Source organism: Vibrio sp. 1167 (assembly GCF_033340375.1).
GTDB classification, from domain to species: Bacteria; Pseudomonadota; Gammaproteobacteria; order Enterobacterales; family Vibrionaceae; genus Vibrio; species Vibrio alginolyticus.
This window is the reverse complement of record NZ_JAWOWK010000012.1, coordinates 33,374-51,418: the sequence shown is the minus strand read 5'-3', so window position 1 is coordinate 51,418 and position 18,045 is coordinate 33,374. Positions and strand designations below refer to the sequence as shown.

Genomic DNA, 18,045 nt, shown 5'->3' with positions numbered 1-18,045 from the left:
GGCTCTGCATGCGAGTTGTTAGGTCGTTTCCAAATAGGTGTGAAGTGACCTAACTCTGATTGCTTGCAATAGAGGTTGTCGGGCTGATGTCGGCTAGTGTGCAACCGAGTAGCAAGACAACTTACTGCAAACCCGTGTTGATCCTAATCGTGTACTAACGCGCTTAAATCATATGCAATGGTTTTAAACGCCCCTCATTAGAAGTATACGTAATATTTACGTTCTACAACTTAATAATTGGCATGAGTATTTTACAATTTGATTGCATTTAGAGTTTGGGAAAAAAAGTTTCTGCTTGGTGCGGTTTCGGCGTGACCTAAATCACAGCTTCAAGTAAGATTAGCGACCTTTTTCTGCGTATAGGCTACGTCCGATTTATCATGTTGAGCTGGCTTAAAAAATACTCAGTTCATACTGAAATGACGAATGCTATCGGCATAGCAGAAGCCAGAATCAGATCTAAACTATTATCCATGCCCACGGGCATGAGTAGACCAACAAGAAATACGAATCAAGAACTAATAACGAGGTAGTCAATTCATGACATTTGCTTTGGGGCAGCGCTGGATTAGCGATACGGAAAGCGATTTAGGTTTAGGTACCGTTGTAGCAATGGATGCTCGTACTGTGACATTGATGTTTGCAGCGTCAGAGGAAAACCGAGTTTACGCACGTAACGATGCACCTGTTACCCGAGTCACCTTTAATGTTGGGGATGTCATCGATTGCCAAGAAGGTTGGTCTCTAAAAGTAGAAGAAGTACTGGAAGATGAAGGTCTTTACACCTATTTCGGTACTCGTGAAGACACGCAAGAAACCGCTGTTGTTCTGCGTGAGATTTTCCTTAGCAACCAAATTCGTTTTAACAAACCTCAAGATAAGTTGTACGCCGGTCAAATCGACCGTATGGACAACTTTGTTCTGCGTTACCGTGCGCTAACCAACCAGTTTGAGCAGCATAAGAGCCCAATGCGTGGCCTATGTGGTATGCGTGCAGGTTTGATCCCTCATCAGCTTTACATCGCGCACGAAGTTGGCCGTCGTCACGCGCCACGCGTCTTGTTGGCGGATGAGGTAGGTTTGGGTAAAACCATCGAAGCGGGCATGATCATCCACCAACAAGTTCTGTCTGGTCGTGCCGAACGCATTTTGATTGTGGTGCCTGAAACACTACAGCATCAATGGTTGGTTGAGATGATGCGTCGTTTCAATCTGCATTTCTCTATCTTTGACGAAGAGCGCTGTATCGAAGCTTTTGCGGATGCAGAAAACCCATTTGATACTCAGCAATATGTGCTGTGTTCTTTGGATTTCCTACGCAAGAGCCGCAAGCGTTTTGAACAAGCACTGGAAGGTGAATGGGACCTACTGGTTGTCGATGAAGCGCATCACCTTGAATGGAGTCAAGATAAACCGAGCCGTGAATATCAAGTGGTAGAAGGTTTGGCTGAACGTGCTCCAGGTGTGTTGTTACTGACTGCAACGCCAGAGCAACTTGGTCGTGAGAGCCACTTTGCTCGTCTGCGTTTGTTGGATCCAGACCGCTTCTATGATTACGAAGCATTCGTTGAGGAAGAAGATCAATACGCGCCCGTAGCGGATGCGATTACTTCACTCTTTTCCGGTGAAAAGCTACCTAATGAAGCAAAAAACCAGATCACTGAGTTGTTGTCTGAACAAGACGTAGAACCACTTTTCCGTATTATCGAAAGTGAAGCGGACGAAGAAGCTAAAGCGTCGGCACGCCAAGAGTTGATCGATAACTTGATGGATCGTCATGGTACAGGGCGTGTTCTGTTCCGTAACACGCGCGCGGCCATCAAAGGCTTCCCTACGCGTAACGTGCATCTGATGCCAATGGATATTCCACCGCAATACACTACATCAATGCGTGTTGCTGGGATGATTGGCGGTAAGATGAGTTCTGAAGCACGTGCGATGAAGAACCTTTACCCGGAAGAAATTTTCCAAGAATTTGAAGGCGATGACGCGAGCTGGTGGCAGTTTGACTCGCGTGTGAATTGGTTGCTTGAAAAAGTAAAAGAGAAGCGCAGCGAGAAAATCCTCGTGATTGCTTCTCGTGCGAGTACCGCACTGCAATTGGAGCAAGCACTGCGTGAGCGTGAAGGTATCCGCGCCACCGTTTTCCACGAAGGTATGTCGATTCTTGAACGTGACAAAGCGGCGGCTTACTTTGCGCAAGAAGAAGGTGGAGCACAAGTTCTTATCTGTAGCGAAATCGGCTCTGAAGGTCGTAACTTCCAGTTTGCCAACCAACTTGTCATGTTCGACTTGCCATTTAACCCAGACTTGCTTGAGCAACGTATTGGTCGTTTGGACCGTATCGGTCAAAATCGCGATATCGACATTCATGTTCCTTACCTGAAAGGCACATCGCAAGCGATCCTAGCACGTTGGTTCGATGAAGGCCTGAACGCTTTTGCGGAAACCTGCCCAACAGGCCGTGCTGTTTACGATAAGTACTCCGATGATCTGATTGAAATTCTTGCCTCCGGTGATACCAGCACGCTAGATGAGATCATTGAAGCGTCAGCAAAAATGAATAAAGAGCTGAAATCCCAATTGGAGCAAGGCCGTGATCGCCTATTAGAAATGCATTCAAATGGCGGGGAAAAAGCACAACAAATCGTTGAGAAAATTGAATCAACTGACGGCGATACCAATCTGGTCACCTTCGCACTTTCTCTTTTTGACACGATTGGCTTGAATCAAGACGATAAAGGTGAAAACGCCCTGATTGTGACCCCATCTGAGCACATGATGGTGCCAAGCTATCCAGGTCTGCCATACGAAGGAGCGACGATCACGTTTGATCGTGATACGGCTTTATCTCGTGAAGATATGCACTTTATCAGTTGGGAACACCCAATGATCCAGGGTGGTATCGATCTTCTTATGAGTGAAGGGGTGGGGACGTCTGCGGTATCTCTATTGAAAAACAAAGCGTTACCAGTCGGGACTATTCTTCTTGAGTTGATTTACGCGGTAGATGCGCAAGCGCCAAAACGCAGTGGTATCGCGCGCTTCTTACCGAAAACGCCAATCCGTTTAATGATGGACTCGCGTGGTAATGATTTGTCTGCTCAAGTGGAGTTTGAAAGCTTTAACCGCCAGCTCAGCCCTGTAAACCGTCACTTAGGTAGCAAGTTGGTTACGTCGGTACAGAAAGACGTACACCGCTTAATTGAAGCCGGTGATGTTCTTATTGAAGAGAAGGTCGAAGAAGTACGCAAACAAGCTCATCAAGATATGCAGCACAGTTTGAATGCAGAGCTTGAGCGTTTGCAAGCACTGAAAGCGGTGAACCCAAATATTCGTGACGAAGAAATTGAAGCTATCGACGCACAAATTAAAGAGCTTACTGGTTATATCAACCAAGCTCAGGTTCAGCTCGACTCGCTGCGTTTGATTGTGGTGAGCCACAACTAAGTAAGTATTTATTGCTCATTAAAAAAGGTCTTCAGTTGAAGACCTTTTTCTTTATTTACGGTTTAGTTTCTTTATGCGGAATGCATTAATCACTGATAGCTATCTCATTTACATCAACCACTTCCACCAGATAAATACAGCCAAGAAGCCAAACAAGTAAATCAGGCCTGCAATCGACAACCACTTTAGTTTAGGTCCAACAGCCAAAGGCTCAGGTAACTCAGTTTTGCTCACTAAGGTGTAATTTAGCAGAGCAAAGAATGGCGTGGTCATAAAGGCGAGAATCATCGCAAAGTTCAGCATAGGCAATAACGCAGAAGCCCAGAAAACCACAATACCTAATGCAAGTAAGGAGACTACCAGCATGATCGCTGAAGTGGTTTTAGGGTTAGTGTCTGGTTGTGAGCGCAGTAGGCGTTGAGAATCCGAAATAACGCGCGAATAGCCATCAATAACGGTAATCGTGCTGCCAAAGATACAGAAAAACGCAATTACCGCGATTAAGTAACGAGACCATTCGCCAATCGTTGCCGCATATAAGCCAACCAATTGGTGGGAGAAGCCAACGCCAGAGCTTTCAAGCGCAACGCCAGAACCATAAAGCATCAAAGAGCCTAGCGATACAAAGATAATGGCAAGAAACGCCGTGCCAATATAACCGACATTAAAGTCAAATAGAGCAGAGCGGTATGTTACTTCTTGCTGGCTTGATTGGCGTTTTAGCCATGCTGAGGTTAAACAGGAGATCTCTATCGGTGCAGGCATCCACCCCATTGTCACAACGATAAAACCAATAGCCGCAATAGACCAAGGTGACGGCGGCTCGAAGTTGGCCACTTGTTCAACAGGGTTACCAAAGGCGATAGAAACAGCGAGTAAAGTCGCGATGGTTAACACCGACATGATCACTTTAGATAGCGTATCGAGCGCTTTGTAATGGCCAGCAAATAATATGATCAGGCAGGTGACAATCACAATGATGCTGAGTGATGCCATTGATAGTGAAAACGGAATGAAGTAGCCCAGCAAGCTAGCGCTAAACATCAACAAAGCGGCGGTATTGATGACGGCCGATACCACGCTCAGAAATAGAAATAGCCATAGATAAGGCCGACCTAATTTCGCGTAGCCCTCAACCAAGGTCAGCCCTGTCCCCATGGTGTACTGTACGCCCGCTCGGAAAAAAGGGTATTTAAACAGGTTTACGAGCAGAATCAGTGCAGCCAATTGCCAACCATAAATCGCACCAGCCTTGGTTGATGCCACGAGGTGAGAGCCACCGACCGCAGCAGATGCCATTAATATGCCGGGGCCTAGCGAACGAAAAAATAAGGAAAGTTTGGATTGGGGTTTATCTATAACGGCGGAGTCCATTGCTTATTGTCCTTTTTATCTTATGTATCTTTCTAAAGAGATACATACCGCAGTACATGACAAGCTGAGCGATCGCCCTATACTGCGCAACGGTAATGTCTTTTAAATGCTGTGTTTTGATGTATTTATTTTAAGTATTCTTTGCGAATATCATGCTGTGTGCATCTAGCACTCTATTCAGTTATGCGTCTTGTTGTCAAACTAAATTTACAACGTGCTATTTTTAGTTTTTATGCTAAAGGATTGACTTTGTTTTATTGGGTTGAACTTTTCTTCAGAATCCTGCATCTGGGTGCTATTTGGGTATATAATCGCGGCGTTTTTATTTTGTAGAGATCTCCCATGGCAATGCTTGAATATACCCCTCCCACCGACCCTTGGGTTGATATCGTTTTTGAGGATGACGACATTCTGGCAGTGAATAAGCCATCAGGGCTGCTGTCTGTCCCTGGTCGCCTTGCAGAGCATTACGACAGCATGTGGAGCCGCCTCAAAGAGTTGCATCCAGAAATTCAAGTTGTGCATCGCTTGGATATGTCGACATCAGGGTTGATGTTGCTGGCGAAAAACAAACCCGCGGAGCGAGCATTAAAAAAGCAGTTCCAATATCGCCTCACTCACAAGGTGTATTACGCACGTGTTTGGGGGCATGTTGAGTCGCAAGAAGGGAATATTGATCTTCCATTAAATTGTGATTGGCCAAATCGTCCACGACAAAAAGTATGTTTTGACGACGGCAAACCATCTCAAACTTTATTCCAAGTAGTGAAGCGTGAAGTGCACCCTGATGGCACCCATACGACCGTTGTGCGGTTACTCCCCATTACTGGTCGATCGCATCAGTTACGCGTGCATTTGATGGCGATTGGTCATGCGATTGTGGGTGATGAGTTTTATGCAAGCGAAGAGGCGTATCAGTTTTCAGAACGTTTAGAGTTGCACGCTGCGGAGCTAAGTTTTTATCATCCAGCTACGGATCAGCTGAGCAGTATTTTTGTACCCTGTGACTTTTATTCTGAAGCCGAGGCGATGATCTTTAACTATTTTTCGCCAGAGCGTACATTGCCTGATTATAAAACGTTGCCACACCCTTAATGCCAATTGCACTAACAGCGGTTCTTTCTAGTTCGCTATTTTTGGCTATTTCGTTACTGTGGTTGATGTATCCTGTCTTTCAGCCGTGAACAAGGAGTTGTTATGTCTTTGCCAAGCATCGTATTTTTAGATCGAGCGACCATCCCAGAACATATTGAGATCCCACGACCTAGCTTTCCGCACCACTGGCGTGAGTACGACCTAACTGCGCCTGGGCAGGTAATAGAAAGGTTAGCCGATGCCGATATCGTGATTAGCAATAAAGTCCTGCTTGACCAACATGTATTAGAGCAACTACCAAAATTACGGATGATCGCGGTTGCCGCAACTGGTTTTAACAACGTCGATGTGAACTACTGTGCTAATCATGATATTGCGGTTGCTAATGTACGTGGTTACGCGACGCGTTCGGTGCCCGAGCACGTGATGGCAATGTTATTCGCTTTAAGACGGAATTTATTTGGGTACCACCAAGATATTGCCGCAGGTGAGTGGCAGCGTAACCAGCAGTTTTGTTTTTTTACTCACCCAATCGGGGATATTGGTGGTAGCACGTTAGGTGTTGTTGGTAGTGGGTCACTAGGGCAAGCGACGGCGAATCTGGCTCAAGCGTTAGGAATGACCGTCTTGTTTTCTGAGCGTAAAGGGGCGGCAGAATGTAGACCAGGTTATGTGTCGTTTGAGGAAGTATTAAAACGCTCCGATGCGCTGACCTTGCATTGCTCGCTCAACGATCATACTCAGAATTTAATTGGTCAAGCAGAGTTGCAACAAATGAAGTCCAACGCCATTTTGATTAATACAGGGCGTGGAGGTTTGGTGGATGAGAGCGCGCTGGTGGATGCCTTAAAACAGCAAGAAATTGCAGCGGCTGGTTTTGATGTTTTTACACAAGAACCGGCAGATGAGAGCAATCCGCTGATTGCCAATATGAGTTTACCTAATTTGTTACTGACACCGCATGTTGCATGGGGCAGCGACTCATCTATCCAACGTTTAGCGGAAATCCTGATTGAGAACATTAACGCTTTCGAGCGCGGAGACCGCGTTAATCGCTTAGTGTAACGCTGACTGTAAAATCAAAGATAAAAAAAGCAGACATTGACGTCTGCTTTTTGCGTTTAAATCGAATGCTCATTGCGTGAGCCCTCGAATTAAAACTCTTCTTCGTTTAGACCTTTAAGGATCTGAAAGATTTCGCGGTACGCTTTTGCTGGTTTCCCAGCTTTTTTCTCTTTCGCTGCTTGGCGAGCAAGTTGGCGTAGACGCTGACGATCCGCTTCTGGGTACATTTCCATTACGTCATCAATGGCTTTGTCACCTTCTTCCACTACGCGATCACGCAACGCTTCAAGTTTGTGGAATACCGCCGTTAATTGAGAGTGCTTATTACGAATTTTATCCAGTGCGGCTTGGATTGGCTCTGGATCTTCGTAACGCATCAATTTACCGATACGTTGTAATTGGCGACGACGCGCTTCATTTTTAAAGCGTTGCGCGTCAGCAATTGCTTCTCGCAAATCTTCGCTCAATGGAAACTTTTCTAGAACTGAAGGTTTGAGGCCGACAAGCTCCTCACCTAGCTTTTGCAGTTCTTCCATGTCTCGCTTCATCTCGGATTTACTTACCCAGATGATCTCTTCTTCTGGTTCCCATGGCGCTTTTTGATTCTTACGTGCCATTTCAGTTGCCTGTGTTTTGATTAATATTATGACTATTTTAACAAGAATCATGGGGAGAAAGCGAAATTCTTGTTATCCTATTGTTCATCAAAGACAAGATGTGAAAGACAATGGATATTAAACAGCAGGTTGCTGAGCAACGTACCGAGCTAGAGCAAGCCGTCGCAAGAGCTTTAAAGCTTGCATCGGCAAAATCTGACGCCGCCGAAGTCGCAATTACTAAAAGCACTGGTTTAAGTGTTTCAACTCGTATGGGTGAAGTAGAAAATGTCGAGTTCAACAGCGATGGTGCGCTGGGCATTACCGTTTACCGAGGTCAACGCAAAGGCAGTGCTTCCACGTCTGATTTAAGTGAAGCTGCAATCGAGCAAACCGTTATAGCGGCGCTAGATATTGCACATTACACATCTGAAGACCCATTTGCAGGCCCTGCAGCAAAAGAATACATGGTGCAAGAGATACCTGAGCTTGATCTTTTCCACCCAGACGCACCCGATCCAGACTATGCTGCCAATGTGGCGATTGCAGCAGAAAAAGAGGCGCTAAGTTATAACAATGCAATCAAGCAAAGTGATGGCGCGAGTTATGATAGTCATTACGGCGTGAAAGTGTATGGCAATAGCCATGGCTTATTAGCTAGTTATGCGTCTAGCCGCCATAGTACTAGCTGTTGTGTAATTGGCGTTGGTCAAAACGGCGAGATGGAACGTGATTACAGCTACACCGTGGCACGTCATCGTGATGACTTATGGACCCCAGAAACGGTGGGTCGTAAGGCGGCAGAGAATACGGTTAACCGCCTAGATGCGCAGCGTCTAAAAACAGGTCAATACCCAATCATGTTTGCGGCTGATGTTGCGACAGGCTTGATTGGCCATCTCGTTATGGCGATCAGCGGTGGTAACCTGTACCGAAAATCTTCTTTCTTACTTGACCATCTAGGCAAACAAGTGCTTCCTGAATGGTTCAATATCTCAGAACGTCCGCATGTATTGCGTGGTTTGGCATCAAGTCCATTCGATAGTGAAGGTGTGTACACTCAAGACCGTGAGATCATTACCGACGGTGTGCTAGCAACTTATCTGTTAACCAGTTATGCCGCACGTAAAATGAAGATGACGCCGACAGGTCACGCTGGTGGGATTCATAACTGGTACGTGAAGTCGACAGGCCAAAACTTCGAACAAATGCTTAAAGAGCTCGGTACTGGTCTTCTAGTGACAGAAGTCATGGGACAAGGTGTGAACGTGGTAACGGGGGATTACTCTCGCGGTGCCGCAGGCTTCTGGGTTGAGAATGGTGAAATCCAATACCCAGTATCAGAAATTACCATCGCAGGTAATCTAAAAGACATGTTCACCAAGATTGTGGCGGTTGGTAGTGATATTGAAACGCGCTCACAAATCCAAACGGGCTCTATCCTACTGGATACCATGAAAGTGGCGGGTGAATAAGCTTTTCTAGCAATTCAGAATCAAAAAAGCCTGATGTGTTCATCAGGCTTTTTCGTTTTTTCTGTTAGGTAATCAGTATTGTGGCAAGCCCTAAGAAGACAGATAAACCAATCACATCCGTCACTGTTGTTAATGCCATACCACCAGCTAAAGCGGGATCGATGTTCATTTTTTTCAATAGGATTGGAATCGTTACTCCGGCAATACCTGCGACCAATAAGTTGGTCAGCATGGCGGCGGAAATGATTCCTCCGAGCATCCAGTTACCTTTCCAAGCAACAACAATACCACCAATAATTAGCGCCCACATGATGCCGTTAAGTAAGCCGATCGAGGCTTCTTTCATTAACAGTTCGCGTTTGTTTGAGTCTCCGATATGACCAAGAGCAAGACCACGAATCACTAGTGCGACGGTTTGGTTACCAGCGACACCACCCATGGACGGAACAATCGTCATCAATACCGCAATGGCGGCCATTTGGTCTAATGTGGCCTCAAACATGTTAGAAACGGAAGCAGCAGCAAGGGCGGCTAATACGTTAGCGCCAAGCCAGATACTGCGTTTGCGAGCTGATTTTACAACAGGCGCGAAAGTATCTTCGTCATCGTCCATACCCGCCATACTCATCATCGAGTGTTCCGCGTCTTCACGAATAACGTCAACCACGTCATCGATGGTGATACGACCGACCAAATGCAAGTTTTCATCAACAACAGGTGCAGATACCCAATTACGGCGTTCGAACAGACTCGCAACATCTGAGTCGCTAGTATCGACGGTGATGGCCTCGTCCGCGTCTTCCATTACATCAATGATTTTTACGTCTGGCTGAGTGGTAATAAGCGTCGTGATCGGCAGTTCACCGATGAGCTTACTCTCTTCATCGATCACATACAGGGCATCCGTAGCTTCTGGAAGCTCGCCTTTCATACGTAGATAACGCAAAACTACGTCCACATCTACGTCACCACGAATTGTGATGACGTCGGTGTTCATCAGCCCACCCGCGGTGTCTTCTGGGTAGGATAGGGCGGTTTCGACCCGTAGGCGGTCAGATGAGTCCATTTGCGACAGGACTTCGCGTGACAGGTTGTCAGGCAAGCTACGCAGTACGTAAGCCACGTCATCGGTATCCATGCCTTCTGTCGCTTCTGCAAGCGCTTCTGGTGCCATTTTGGATACGAGGCTGTCTTTGACGTCTTCGTTCAGCTCGTCAAGGATTTCACCATAATCTTCAGGGTCGGTGAGTTGCCAAAGAACTTCACGGCTCTTACGTGGGGAGGCTTCTAAAAGGTGAGCGATATCCTCAGGTTCCATGTCCTGTAATTGACGACGAACATGGACGAAGCGGCCATTTTCTAGCGCTTCTGTGACTTCTTGGAGGGCTTGGTGAGCTTGGTCGAATTCAATTTGCTCTGCCATTCATTCCTCCCAATTCCTGATATTTACAATGCGTTGAATAATAACTTAATTCTAGGCGCCTTTTAATAACAACTTATGATACTAAGCAAATTTATTTATTAGGTCAGGGAAGAGAAAGATAATGGGAGGTAAGAAAAAAGCGAGTAAACTACTCGCCTTCATCAAATTTATCTTCGATCAAATGGCAAACGGCATCCAGTGCTTCTTCCGCTTGCCCACCCGTTGCGTGGATCGTGACGTATTGTCCTTGAGCGGACTCTAGCATTAACAGGCCCATTACGCTGTCTGCTGTGGCGGTTTTGTCTTCTTCATTGTCGATGGTGATGACCGCTTCAAAGCTCTGTGCCAGTTCGACCAGTTTGACTGCTGCACGAGCATGTAAGCCAAGGCGGTTTTGAATCAATACTTTACGACTTAACTCCACGGCTACTCCTTAGCGTTTTTCTCTAGTGAGGTATGGCGAATTTGTACTTGGTGTCCTTTGTTGGCGAAGTATTCACCGATTTGCTGAGTTAAGTACACCGAGCGGTGCTTACCACCAGTACAACCGATTGCAACGGTCAGGTAGCTGCGGTTGTTTTTCTCAAGCAGAGGTAACCAATTCTCTATAAAGCTTTCAATTTGATATTTCAAACTTAACACCGATTGGTGTTGCTCTAAAAATGCGGCGATAGGAGCATCCAGACCTGTAAGCGGGCGTAGTGCTGGTTCCCAATGTGGGTTAGGTAAGAAGCGAACGTCAAATACGTAATCGGCATCGGAAGGCAGGCCGTATTTAAAACCAAAAGACTCAAATACCATAACGAGCCCTTTGCGATCTCTGCCTTCAACGCGCATACGCACGGTTTCACTCAATTCATGCAAAGACTGCCCACTACTATTTAGGACCAGATCTGCATGCGCTTTGAGTGGCGTCAAAATTTGTTTCTCACGCTCGATGGCTTGATCGAGCGAGAGGGAGGTGCCACCTAAAGATAACGGGTGAATTCGGCGTGTTTCGCTGTAGCGTTTGAGTAGCGTTTCTTTATTGGCGTCCAAGAAAAGCATGGTCACATCAAGCTCAGTTTTTAACTGTTCTAGTGTACTCGTCAGTTCTTTTAGCTTTTTAGGAATATTACGAATATCAATGCTGACTGCAACATTCTGTTTGCTGTCAGCAACAGAATGAACAAATGCGTCTAGCAAGTTAACTGGCAGGTTATCAACACAGTAGTAACCTAAGTCTTCCAGTACACGAAGCGCAATACTTTTACCGGCACCTGAGTGCCCGCTAACAACGATTAGTCGCATGGAGTTAGTCCTGCTTATTGGTGAATCATGATGTCGTAAAGTTCTTCATCACTCTGAGCATTACGCAGTAGTTTTAATACTTGCTTATCGCTCAGACGTTCTGCCATAGAGGATAGAGTCTTGAGGTGCTCTTTGCACTGTTCTTCTGGTACAAGGAGCGCAAAAAGAAGATCGACAGGTCGATTGTCAATCGCATCAAATTCGATTGCTTCATCACATTGCAGTAAGACAGCAATGGCCTTGTCGCTTGATTGCATTCTCGCGTGAGGGATCGCAATACCGTTTCCGATACCGGTACTGCCCATTTTTTCTCTATTGAGCATGCATTCGAACAGCTCGGTAGAATCTTGGCCCGTTTGATCAGCCACGATACGGCTGATCATTTCAAGGGCGCGTTTTTTACTCGTGCAGTGGACCGCACTTTTGGTGCAGTCCAATGACAGTATTTCGCTCAGTTGCATGATTAATGACTGTTTAGTTTTTCTTTGTGCTTATTAAGTTGGCGAACCAATTTATCTACCAGCGAATCGATCGCGGCATACATATTTTCGTCATCGGCTGATGCGTGGATTTCGCCTTGATTTATGTGAAGCGTAGCTTCCGCGATTTGAGTAATTTTTTCAACTTTTAGTACAACATGCACTTGATTGATGTGGTCGAAGAACCTTTCGAGCTTCTGAAACTTAGAATTTACATAGTCTTGCATTGAATCGGTAAGATCAACGTGATGGCCTTGAATATTGATTTGCATAGACTTTCCTTTTCAGTTAGTGCCTTATAATAGGCGTTTACGCTGACTTGAAGGGGCAATTCCCAAGGATTCGCGATATTTGGCTATCGTACGTCTTGCGACCTGAATCCCTTGGTCAGCCAGAAGAGCAGCAATCTTACTATCACTCAGTGGTTTGGCAGTATTCTCTGCTGCGACCAGTTTTTTAATGAGTGCACGAATTGCTGTTGACGAACATTCTCCGCCGTTGTCAGTACTAACATGGCTAGAGAAGAAGTACTTCAATTCAAAAATACCACGTGGTGTATGCATAAATTTTTGCGTTGTTACACGAGAAATCGTGGATTCATGCATGTCCACAGCCAAAGCGACATCATTGAGCACCATTGGCTTCATGGCTTCCTCACCATACTCGAAGAAATCTTGTTGATGTTCAACAATACATCTTGCAACTTTGAGTAGCGTCTCGTTTCTACTCTCTAAGCTCTTAATTAACCATTTGGCCTCTTGCAAATTGCTGCGGATGTACTGGCTATCCGCGCTATTACCTTTGCCTAATTGAGCATATTGTTGATTTACTTTTAATTTTGGCACGCTATCCGGGTTTATAGAAACGGTCCATTTGCCATTGTCTTTAAAAACGGATACGTCTGGAATTACGTACTCGGTATCATCAGGAGTGATGCGACTACCTGGACGAGGATCTAACTGTTGGATAAGCTTTAAGACTTCACGAAGATCGGCTTCTTTCAGCTTAGTCTCTTTGATGACGAGCTTGTAGTCTCGGTTGCCTAGGTGATCAATATGATCCGCAAGTATCATTTTGGCTTCAGCAAGCCACGGCGTGTCTTCTGGGAAGGTCGTCAGTTGCAGTAACAAACATTCTTGTAAGTTACGCGATGCAACGCCAAGAGGATCGAATTGTTGAATGCGTTTACGAACAGCTTCTACTTCGTCTAACTCTATCTCTTCATTATCGAAGCTCTCATGAATCTCTTCAGGCGACAAAGTTAAATAGCCGTAGTCGTCAACAGCGTCAATAATCGCTAATGCAATCGTGCGGTCGGTTTCACTGAATGGTGTTAGGTCAAGCTGCCACATGAGGTAATCATGTAATGATTCAGTGGTTTCGCCCTGGTAGACGGGCATATCATCATCAAGAGCTAAGCCAGTGCTACCAGTATTCGCGCTGTAGACGTCATCCCAAGTCGTGTCGATTTCAAGTTCAGAGCTAATTTCTGATTTCTCTATCACATCGGAGCTATCTGGAACGTCAATTTCTGTTGGTTCGCTAGCACTGTTGCTATCAGCAGCCTCGACCGCTGACTTATCTTCACCGTTTGCTAGAGGCTCGTCTTGGCCTTCTTCAACTTCCAATAATGGGTTTGAGTCCAACGCTTCTTGGATTTCTTGTTGAAGATCGAGTGTCGACAATTGCAATAAGCGAATCGCTTGCTGCAACTGTGGCGTCATGGCTAACTGCTGACCTAGCTTGAGTTGTAATGAAGGTTTCATTCAGTGTTACTTACCTTGTAATGCTCAGAATCTTACCGTTCCTAATATAATCATAGACGGAATTGTTCGCCGAGATAAACTTGTTTCACCTGTTCATTATTGAGAACTTCTGCCGGAGTTCCCGATGCAATTAGGTGCCCTTGGCTCACGATATAGGCTTTTTCACATACGTCCAGTGTTTCACGTACATTATGGTCAGTGATTAACACTCCGAGACCACGATCGCGCAGATGCTCAATGATTTTCTTGATGTCATTAACCGAAATTGGGTCAACACCAGCGAAAGGTTCATCCAATAAAATGAACTGAGGGTTAGCCGCTAAAGCTCGAGCGATTTCCACCCTGCGTCGTTCACCCCCTGATAGTGCCATACCAGCACTGGTTCTGATGTGCTGGATGTGGAATTCTTCCAACAAATCTTCCAGTTTATCTTGGCGCTCTTCCCTCGTCATTTCTTGACGAGTTTCAAGTACGGCCATGATGTTATCTTCTACTGAAAGCTTACGGAAAATCGACGCTTCTTGCGGAAGATAGCCAATGCCAAGGCGTGAACGGCTATGCATCGGTAAAATACTGATGTCATTGTCGTCAATGGTAATGGTGCCCTCATCACGAGGTACTAAGCCGACAATCATGTAAAACGAGGTGGTTTTACCCGCACCGTTTGGACCGAGTAGCCCAACAATCTGACCAGATTCAACTTCTAAGCTAACATCAGTGACGACTTTGCGTTTTTTGTAGCTTTTCGCCAAGTTTTTCGCACTCAGTACTGCCATATTAGTTCTCTATCTGATTGGGTTGCAAAATGGTCGTAACGCGCTCTTCCTTAGAGCTATCTGCGACTAGCTTTTGTTTACCAATTTGGTAACGAATCGAAGAACCTTTGATGGTGTTGTTGTCTTGTGCCAGCTGCGCTTGACCTTTCATGGTCAGTTCGTCTGTAGAAATACGGTAATCCAACTCCGTAGCTTGACCACTAAGTGTTTTACCATCGTCCATCAGCTGAGAAAACTTCGCAGGTTTACCAAATGCTTGAATCTGTTTAATTGCTTCGGTTTTAGGATCGCGAGTTACCACGATTCTATCAGCATCGATATTGATGCTCCCTTGCTTAAGAGATACATCGCCTTCAAAAACAACCTGGTTACTCTTCATATCCACCTGTTGGGTGTCAGAGTTTATGTAAACCGGCTGTTGAGTATCCGACTTGAGTGCCAGCGCTTGAGGCGCCGCCAATACCAGTGCCAGTAGGCTAAGGTGTAACGGTTTCATATCGACCTTGAACTTCATCTGTCAGAGTCGCAGTATGCTGTTTTAAGTTGCCTTGCATTGCGCCTCCAGTAGTTTCAAATTGTGGTCCAACCAACATCACTTGTTGGTCAGCTTTAAAATCACGATTGGTTAGATTAATGACCAATTTGTCTGTTGCCATGGTATCAAAACTCGCACCAGGCAGAAGATTTTGCATTAAGACTTTGTCATATAAAGTCAAAACTTGGTCTTCATCTAACACTGCTCTTGTGGCAGTCACCTTCCATTCAATGACGCTACCTTCACGGTAAACCATCAAAGTCGGGTTATTAAAAATAGTATCTCCACTCTTAGCATAATGGTCTAAGTTAGTGGAGCGAATGATGTAACTGCGGACACCATCTTCACCGTAGGTGATGTTTTCTAATCCAGAACCACTGAACATGGGCAGTTCAGAATCTGGTGCTACTTGAATTGCGTCGTTGCCTTTAGGGGTTAGTAGGTAATAACCGCACCACGCTACAACGAAGATCAAGAGCAAATAAATAAGGCGAGTAAAACTCATATAATGAAGGCCTATCGTTTAGCTCAGTACTTCCCTGACCATTGCCTTTATTCGTCTAATAAATGATTTAAATGTTTGTGCTGATATTACATCACGCCAGCTTTTAGTAAATCGTGCATGTTCAGTGCACCCACAATTTTTTCGTCTTTACATAAAATCAGAGCGTTAATGTTTTTATTCTGCATCAAGTTCAAACCTTCAACCGCCAGCATATCAGGGTGTGCTGTGGTTGGGTTTGTCGTCATGACCTCGCCAATTGCCGTCGTATGAATATCGATACGCTTGTCTAAGGTACGACGTAAATCACCATCGGTGAATATACCAAGCATAGCATCGTGCTCATCGACGATGGCTGTCATGCCTAACCCCTTTTCTGAAATTTCAAGCAGGGCATCGCGAATTAATGCGTCAGGAGAAACTTTAGGTAACGCTTCTCCAAAGTGCATAATATCAGACAACTTAAGTAGCAGTTTTCTCCCCAGTGCACCACCTGGGTGAGATAGGGCAAAATCTTCGGCAGAAAAACCACGAGCTTGAAGCAGAGCTACGGCTAATGCATCTCCCATCACTAATGTGGCAGTCGTACTGCTAGTTGGCGCCAGGCCTAACGGACAAGCTTCTTGAGGTACCGTAATTTGCAGGTGTAAGTCAGACAGCTTGGCCATATTTGATTCTGGCTTACCTGTCATGCTGATGATCTTAATATTCAGGCGCTTTAATACTGGAAATAGAGACAGAATTTCGTTTGATTCACCAGAGTTAGAAATTGCCAGCACAATGTCACCAGGGCTAATCATACCCAAGTCACCATGTGCGGCTTCGCCTGGATGAACGAAAAACGCCGAAGTCCCAGTGCTTGCCAGAGTGGCGGCAATCTTGTTACCAATATGGCCTGACTTGCCAATACCCATAACGACAACTTTGCCGTTGTTGGAAAGGATAAGTTCACACGCTTTTTCAAATTGATCATCAAAGTAGGTATCTAGCTCTTGCAGAGCAGCAACTTCGATATCAAGAACTTGTTTAGCAGCAGCGCGAAAATCAAATTGATTGGACATATCAGATCTCTACTTATTGATCGTGGTAATTAAGCGGTCATGTTTGCGAATAAGTACACTTGGTAACCTAAGAAGCACACAAACAAGATGGCACCTTCAATACGGTTAATACTGCGTGATTTACCCAAACACATCGCGACAAGTAACAATGAAACGCCTAACATGACCCAGAAGTCACGGCCCATCGCGTACTCACTGAGCACCGATGGATTAATGATGCCAGGAATCCCCATTACCGCCAGAATGTTAAACACATTCGACCCGATAATGTTACCGACAGCCATGTCGTCTTCACCCTTTAAAACTCCCGCAAGTGATGCGGCTAGTTCTGGCAGGCTAGTGCCAATGGCGATAATAGTTAGGCCGATAACAAGGTCGCTCATACCAAAGTGTTTAGCAATGATTACCGCGTTATCAACCAGCATGCTGGCTGCCAAAGGAAGCAGTATCAAGCCAATAACCACCCACATGATTGCTTTAGGGTTGCTGACGCCTTCTGGGATCTCTGACTCTTGGTCATCAAGAAAAACATCACCTGATTTTTGCTCTTTGCGGCTGATTTGCAACATAGCAAATAAAAATGCCCCAAAGAGTACAAACAATAAGACACCCTCATAAAAACCGAGATGGCTATTCCAAAGCAGAATACCAGCGAGTACGGTTACGGCTATCATGAGTGGAAGTTCTCGGCGTATGACGGCGGAGCTAATCGACAAAGGCTTGATCAGCGCTGTAATACCTAGGATTAACGCAATGTTCGCTATGTTTGAGCCTAATACGTTACCCACAGCTGTATCTGTTTTACCATCCCAAGCAGCGGTTGCAGATACCATCATCTCAGGGGCAGATGAGCCCATCGCAAGGATTGTCATGCCGATGACAAGCGGGGAAATACCGACGTTGCGGGCTATCGCTGCAGAGCCAAAAACAAGTTTATCTGCACTCCAAACAAGCAAAACAAGACCGACTATAAGCAACGCAACGGCTTCGAGCATGAGAATTCCTAAGTATTAAATAAGTAAAATGAATAACCGCTAATTTTGACCTTTTGCGGCCTAAAATGGAAGATAAACGAAGAATAAATTAAAGGTTAGTAACGAAAATGTATGTAAATCTCACTCATTTAAATGAGCAATTCTGGTCTAGGATTTAAACACT

At 45.4% G+C, this 18,045-nt stretch carries 17 protein-coding genes; 4 read left to right on the top strand and 13 right to left on the bottom strand.

All coding sequences use genetic code 11. The features are described 5' to 3' along the window. Positions 1–540: 540 nt before the first annotated feature. On the top strand, positions 541–3,450 hold the full coding sequence (rapA, locus tag R7Z78_RS19960) for an RNA polymerase-associated protein RapA (protein ID WP_104975637.1): 2,910 nt from the start codon (positions 541–543) through the stop codon (positions 3,448–3,450). Positions 3,451–3,558: 108 nt separating this feature from the next. Here rapA and R7Z78_RS19955 read toward each other — a convergent pair whose 3' ends face one another. Then, positions 3,559–4,824 carry an NRAMP family divalent metal transporter gene (locus tag R7Z78_RS19955; RefSeq protein WP_005381130.1) on the bottom strand — a complete coding sequence of 422 codons (1,266 nt, stop codon included), beginning with the start codon at positions 4,822–4,824 and terminating at the stop codon, positions 3,559–3,561. Between the two features lie 342 nt (positions 4,825–5,166). On the opposite strand from R7Z78_RS19955, the gene R7Z78_RS19950 reads away from it, so the two are divergent. After that, positions 5,167–5,919 carry a pseudouridine synthase gene (locus R7Z78_RS19950; protein WP_053303451.1) on the top strand — a complete coding sequence of 251 codons (753 nt, stop codon included), beginning with the start codon at positions 5,167–5,169 and terminating at the stop codon, positions 5,917–5,919. A 102-nt stretch (positions 5,920–6,021) separates the two neighbouring features. Continuing rightward, positions 6,022–6,984 carry a D-2-hydroxyacid dehydrogenase gene (locus R7Z78_RS19945; protein ID WP_104975636.1) on the top strand — a complete coding sequence of 321 codons (963 nt, stop codon included), beginning with the start codon at positions 6,022–6,024 and terminating at the stop codon, positions 6,982–6,984. A gap of 89 nt (positions 6,985–7,073) precedes the next feature. Here R7Z78_RS19945 and yjgA read toward each other — a convergent pair whose 3' ends face one another. Then, the gene (yjgA, locus tag R7Z78_RS19940) at positions 7,074–7,601 is read right to left on the bottom strand and encodes a ribosome biogenesis factor YjgA (protein ID WP_005381124.1); all 528 of its coding nucleotides are present in this window, start codon (positions 7,599–7,601) and stop codon (positions 7,074–7,076) included. A gap of 110 nt (positions 7,602–7,711) precedes the next feature. On the opposite strand from yjgA, the gene pmbA reads away from it, so the two are divergent. Next, positions 7,712–9,055: a metalloprotease PmbA gene (pmbA, locus tag R7Z78_RS19935; protein WP_054577139.1), complete on the top strand. Its 1,344-nt coding sequence runs from the start codon at positions 7,712–7,714 to the stop codon at positions 9,053–9,055. A gap of 64 nt (positions 9,056–9,119) precedes the next feature. Here the strand turns inward: pmbA and mgtE are convergent, their stop codons facing one another. The 11 genes from mgtE to R7Z78_RS19880 all read right to left on the bottom strand — a co-directional run bounded on the left by mgtE (position 9,120) and on the right by R7Z78_RS19880 (position 17,882). Continuing rightward, the gene (gene mgtE, locus R7Z78_RS19930; RefSeq protein ID WP_005381121.1) at positions 9,120–10,478 is read right to left on the bottom strand and encodes a magnesium transporter; all 1,359 of its coding nucleotides are present in this window, start codon (positions 10,476–10,478) and stop codon (positions 9,120–9,122) included. 148 nt (positions 10,479–10,626) lie between these two features. Continuing rightward, positions 10,627–10,902, bottom strand: coding sequence for an HPr family phosphocarrier protein (locus tag R7Z78_RS19925; RefSeq protein ID WP_005381120.1), 276 nt, complete (start codon positions 10,900–10,902; stop codon positions 10,627–10,629). A gap of 2 nt (positions 10,903–10,904) precedes the next feature. Further along, positions 10,905–11,768, bottom strand: coding sequence for an RNase adapter RapZ (gene rapZ, locus R7Z78_RS19920; RefSeq protein WP_005388424.1), 864 nt, complete (start codon positions 11,766–11,768; stop codon positions 10,905–10,907). 14 nt (positions 11,769–11,782) lie between these two features. Beyond that, the gene (gene ptsN, locus R7Z78_RS19915) at positions 11,783–12,229 is read right to left on the bottom strand and encodes a PTS IIA-like nitrogen regulatory protein PtsN (protein WP_005381116.1); all 447 of its coding nucleotides are present in this window, start codon (positions 12,227–12,229) and stop codon (positions 11,783–11,785) included. A gap of 2 nt (positions 12,230–12,231) precedes the next feature. Then, entirely contained in the window at positions 12,232–12,519 is a 288-nt protein-coding gene (gene hpf / locus R7Z78_RS19910) for a ribosome hibernation promoting factor (RefSeq protein ID WP_005381114.1), read from the bottom strand. A 24-nt stretch (positions 12,520–12,543) separates the two neighbouring features. Beyond that, positions 12,544–14,013, bottom strand: coding sequence for an RNA polymerase factor sigma-54 (locus R7Z78_RS19905; protein ID WP_005381112.1), 1,470 nt, complete (start codon positions 14,011–14,013; stop codon positions 12,544–12,546). A gap of 50 nt (positions 14,014–14,063) precedes the next feature. Then, complete coding sequence (gene lptB / locus R7Z78_RS19900) at positions 14,064–14,789, bottom strand: LPS export ABC transporter ATP-binding protein (protein WP_005381111.1); 726 nt, start codon at positions 14,787–14,789, stop codon at positions 14,064–14,066. Between the two features lies 1 nt (position 14,790). Further along, positions 14,791–15,285 (bottom strand): lipopolysaccharide transport periplasmic protein LptA, encoded by a 495-nt coding sequence (gene lptA / locus R7Z78_RS19895; RefSeq protein ID WP_005381109.1) that lies wholly within the window; start codon positions 15,283–15,285, stop codon positions 14,791–14,793. After that, positions 15,266–15,829, bottom strand: a complete 564-nt coding sequence (gene lptC / locus R7Z78_RS19890) for an LPS export ABC transporter periplasmic protein LptC (RefSeq protein ID WP_005381106.1) — start codon at positions 15,827–15,829, stop codon at positions 15,266–15,268. Before lptC ends, lptA begins: the two co-directional genes overlap by 20 nt. A gap of 86 nt (positions 15,830–15,915) precedes the next feature. Next, a complete protein-coding gene (gene kdsD / locus R7Z78_RS19885; RefSeq protein WP_005381104.1) occupies positions 15,916–16,887 on the bottom strand; it encodes an arabinose-5-phosphate isomerase KdsD in 972 nt (323 codons plus the stop codon). 29 nt (positions 16,888–16,916) lie between these two features. Then, on the bottom strand, positions 16,917–17,882 hold the full coding sequence (locus R7Z78_RS19880; RefSeq protein ID WP_005381102.1) for a calcium/sodium antiporter: 966 nt from the start codon (positions 17,880–17,882) through the stop codon (positions 16,917–16,919). Between the last annotated feature and the right edge of the window lie 163 nt (positions 17,883–18,045).

Bases quoted from the DNA above. Each gene is read 5' to 3' on its own strand.
- rapZ (WP_005388424.1), bottom strand. From the start codon at position 11,768: ATGCGACTAATCGTTGTTAGCGGGCACTCAGGTGCCGGTAAAAGTATT.
- pmbA (WP_054577139.1), top strand. From the start codon at position 7,712: ATGGATATTAAACAGCAGGTTGCTGAGCAACGTACCGAGCTAGAGCAA.
- yjgA (WP_005381124.1), bottom strand. From the start codon at position 7,601: ATGGCACGTAAGAATCAAAAAGCGCCATGGGAACCAGAAGAAGAGATC.
- lptB (WP_005381111.1), bottom strand. From the start codon at position 14,789: ATGGCAGTACTGAGTGCGAAAAACTTGGCGAAAAGCTACAAAAAACGC.
- R7Z78_RS19880 (WP_005381102.1), bottom strand. From the start codon at position 17,882: ATGCTCGAAGCCGTTGCGTTGCTTATAGTCGGTCTTGTTTTGCTTGTT.
- rapA (WP_104975637.1), top strand. From the start codon at position 541: ATGACATTTGCTTTGGGGCAGCGCTGGATTAGCGATACGGAAAGCGAT.
- mgtE (WP_005381121.1), bottom strand. From the start codon at position 10,478: ATGGCAGAGCAAATTGAATTCGACCAAGCTCACCAAGCCCTCCAAGAA.
- R7Z78_RS19945 (WP_104975636.1), top strand. From the start codon at position 6,022: ATGTCTTTGCCAAGCATCGTATTTTTAGATCGAGCGACCATCCCAGAA.
- R7Z78_RS19950 (WP_053303451.1), top strand. From the start codon at position 5,167: ATGGCAATGCTTGAATATACCCCTCCCACCGACCCTTGGGTTGATATC.
- R7Z78_RS19905 (WP_005381112.1), bottom strand. From the start codon at position 14,013: ATGAAACCTTCATTACAACTCAAGCTAGGTCAGCAGTTAGCCATGACG.
- ptsN (WP_005381116.1), bottom strand. From the start codon at position 12,229: ATGCAACTGAGCGAAATACTGTCATTGGACTGCACCAAAAGTGCGGTC.
- lptA (WP_005381109.1), bottom strand. From the start codon at position 15,285: ATGAAACCGTTACACCTTAGCCTACTGGCACTGGTATTGGCGGCGCCT.
- R7Z78_RS19955 (WP_005381130.1), bottom strand. From the start codon at position 4,824: ATGGACTCCGCCGTTATAGATAAACCCCAATCCAAACTTTCCTTATTT.
- hpf (WP_005381114.1), bottom strand. From the start codon at position 12,519: ATGCAAATCAATATTCAAGGCCATCACGTTGATCTTACCGATTCAATG.
- lptC (WP_005381106.1), bottom strand. From the start codon at position 15,829: ATGAGTTTTACTCGCCTTATTTATTTGCTCTTGATCTTCGTTGTAGCG.
- kdsD (WP_005381104.1), bottom strand. From the start codon at position 16,887: ATGTCCAATCAATTTGATTTTCGCGCTGCTGCTAAACAAGTTCTTGAT.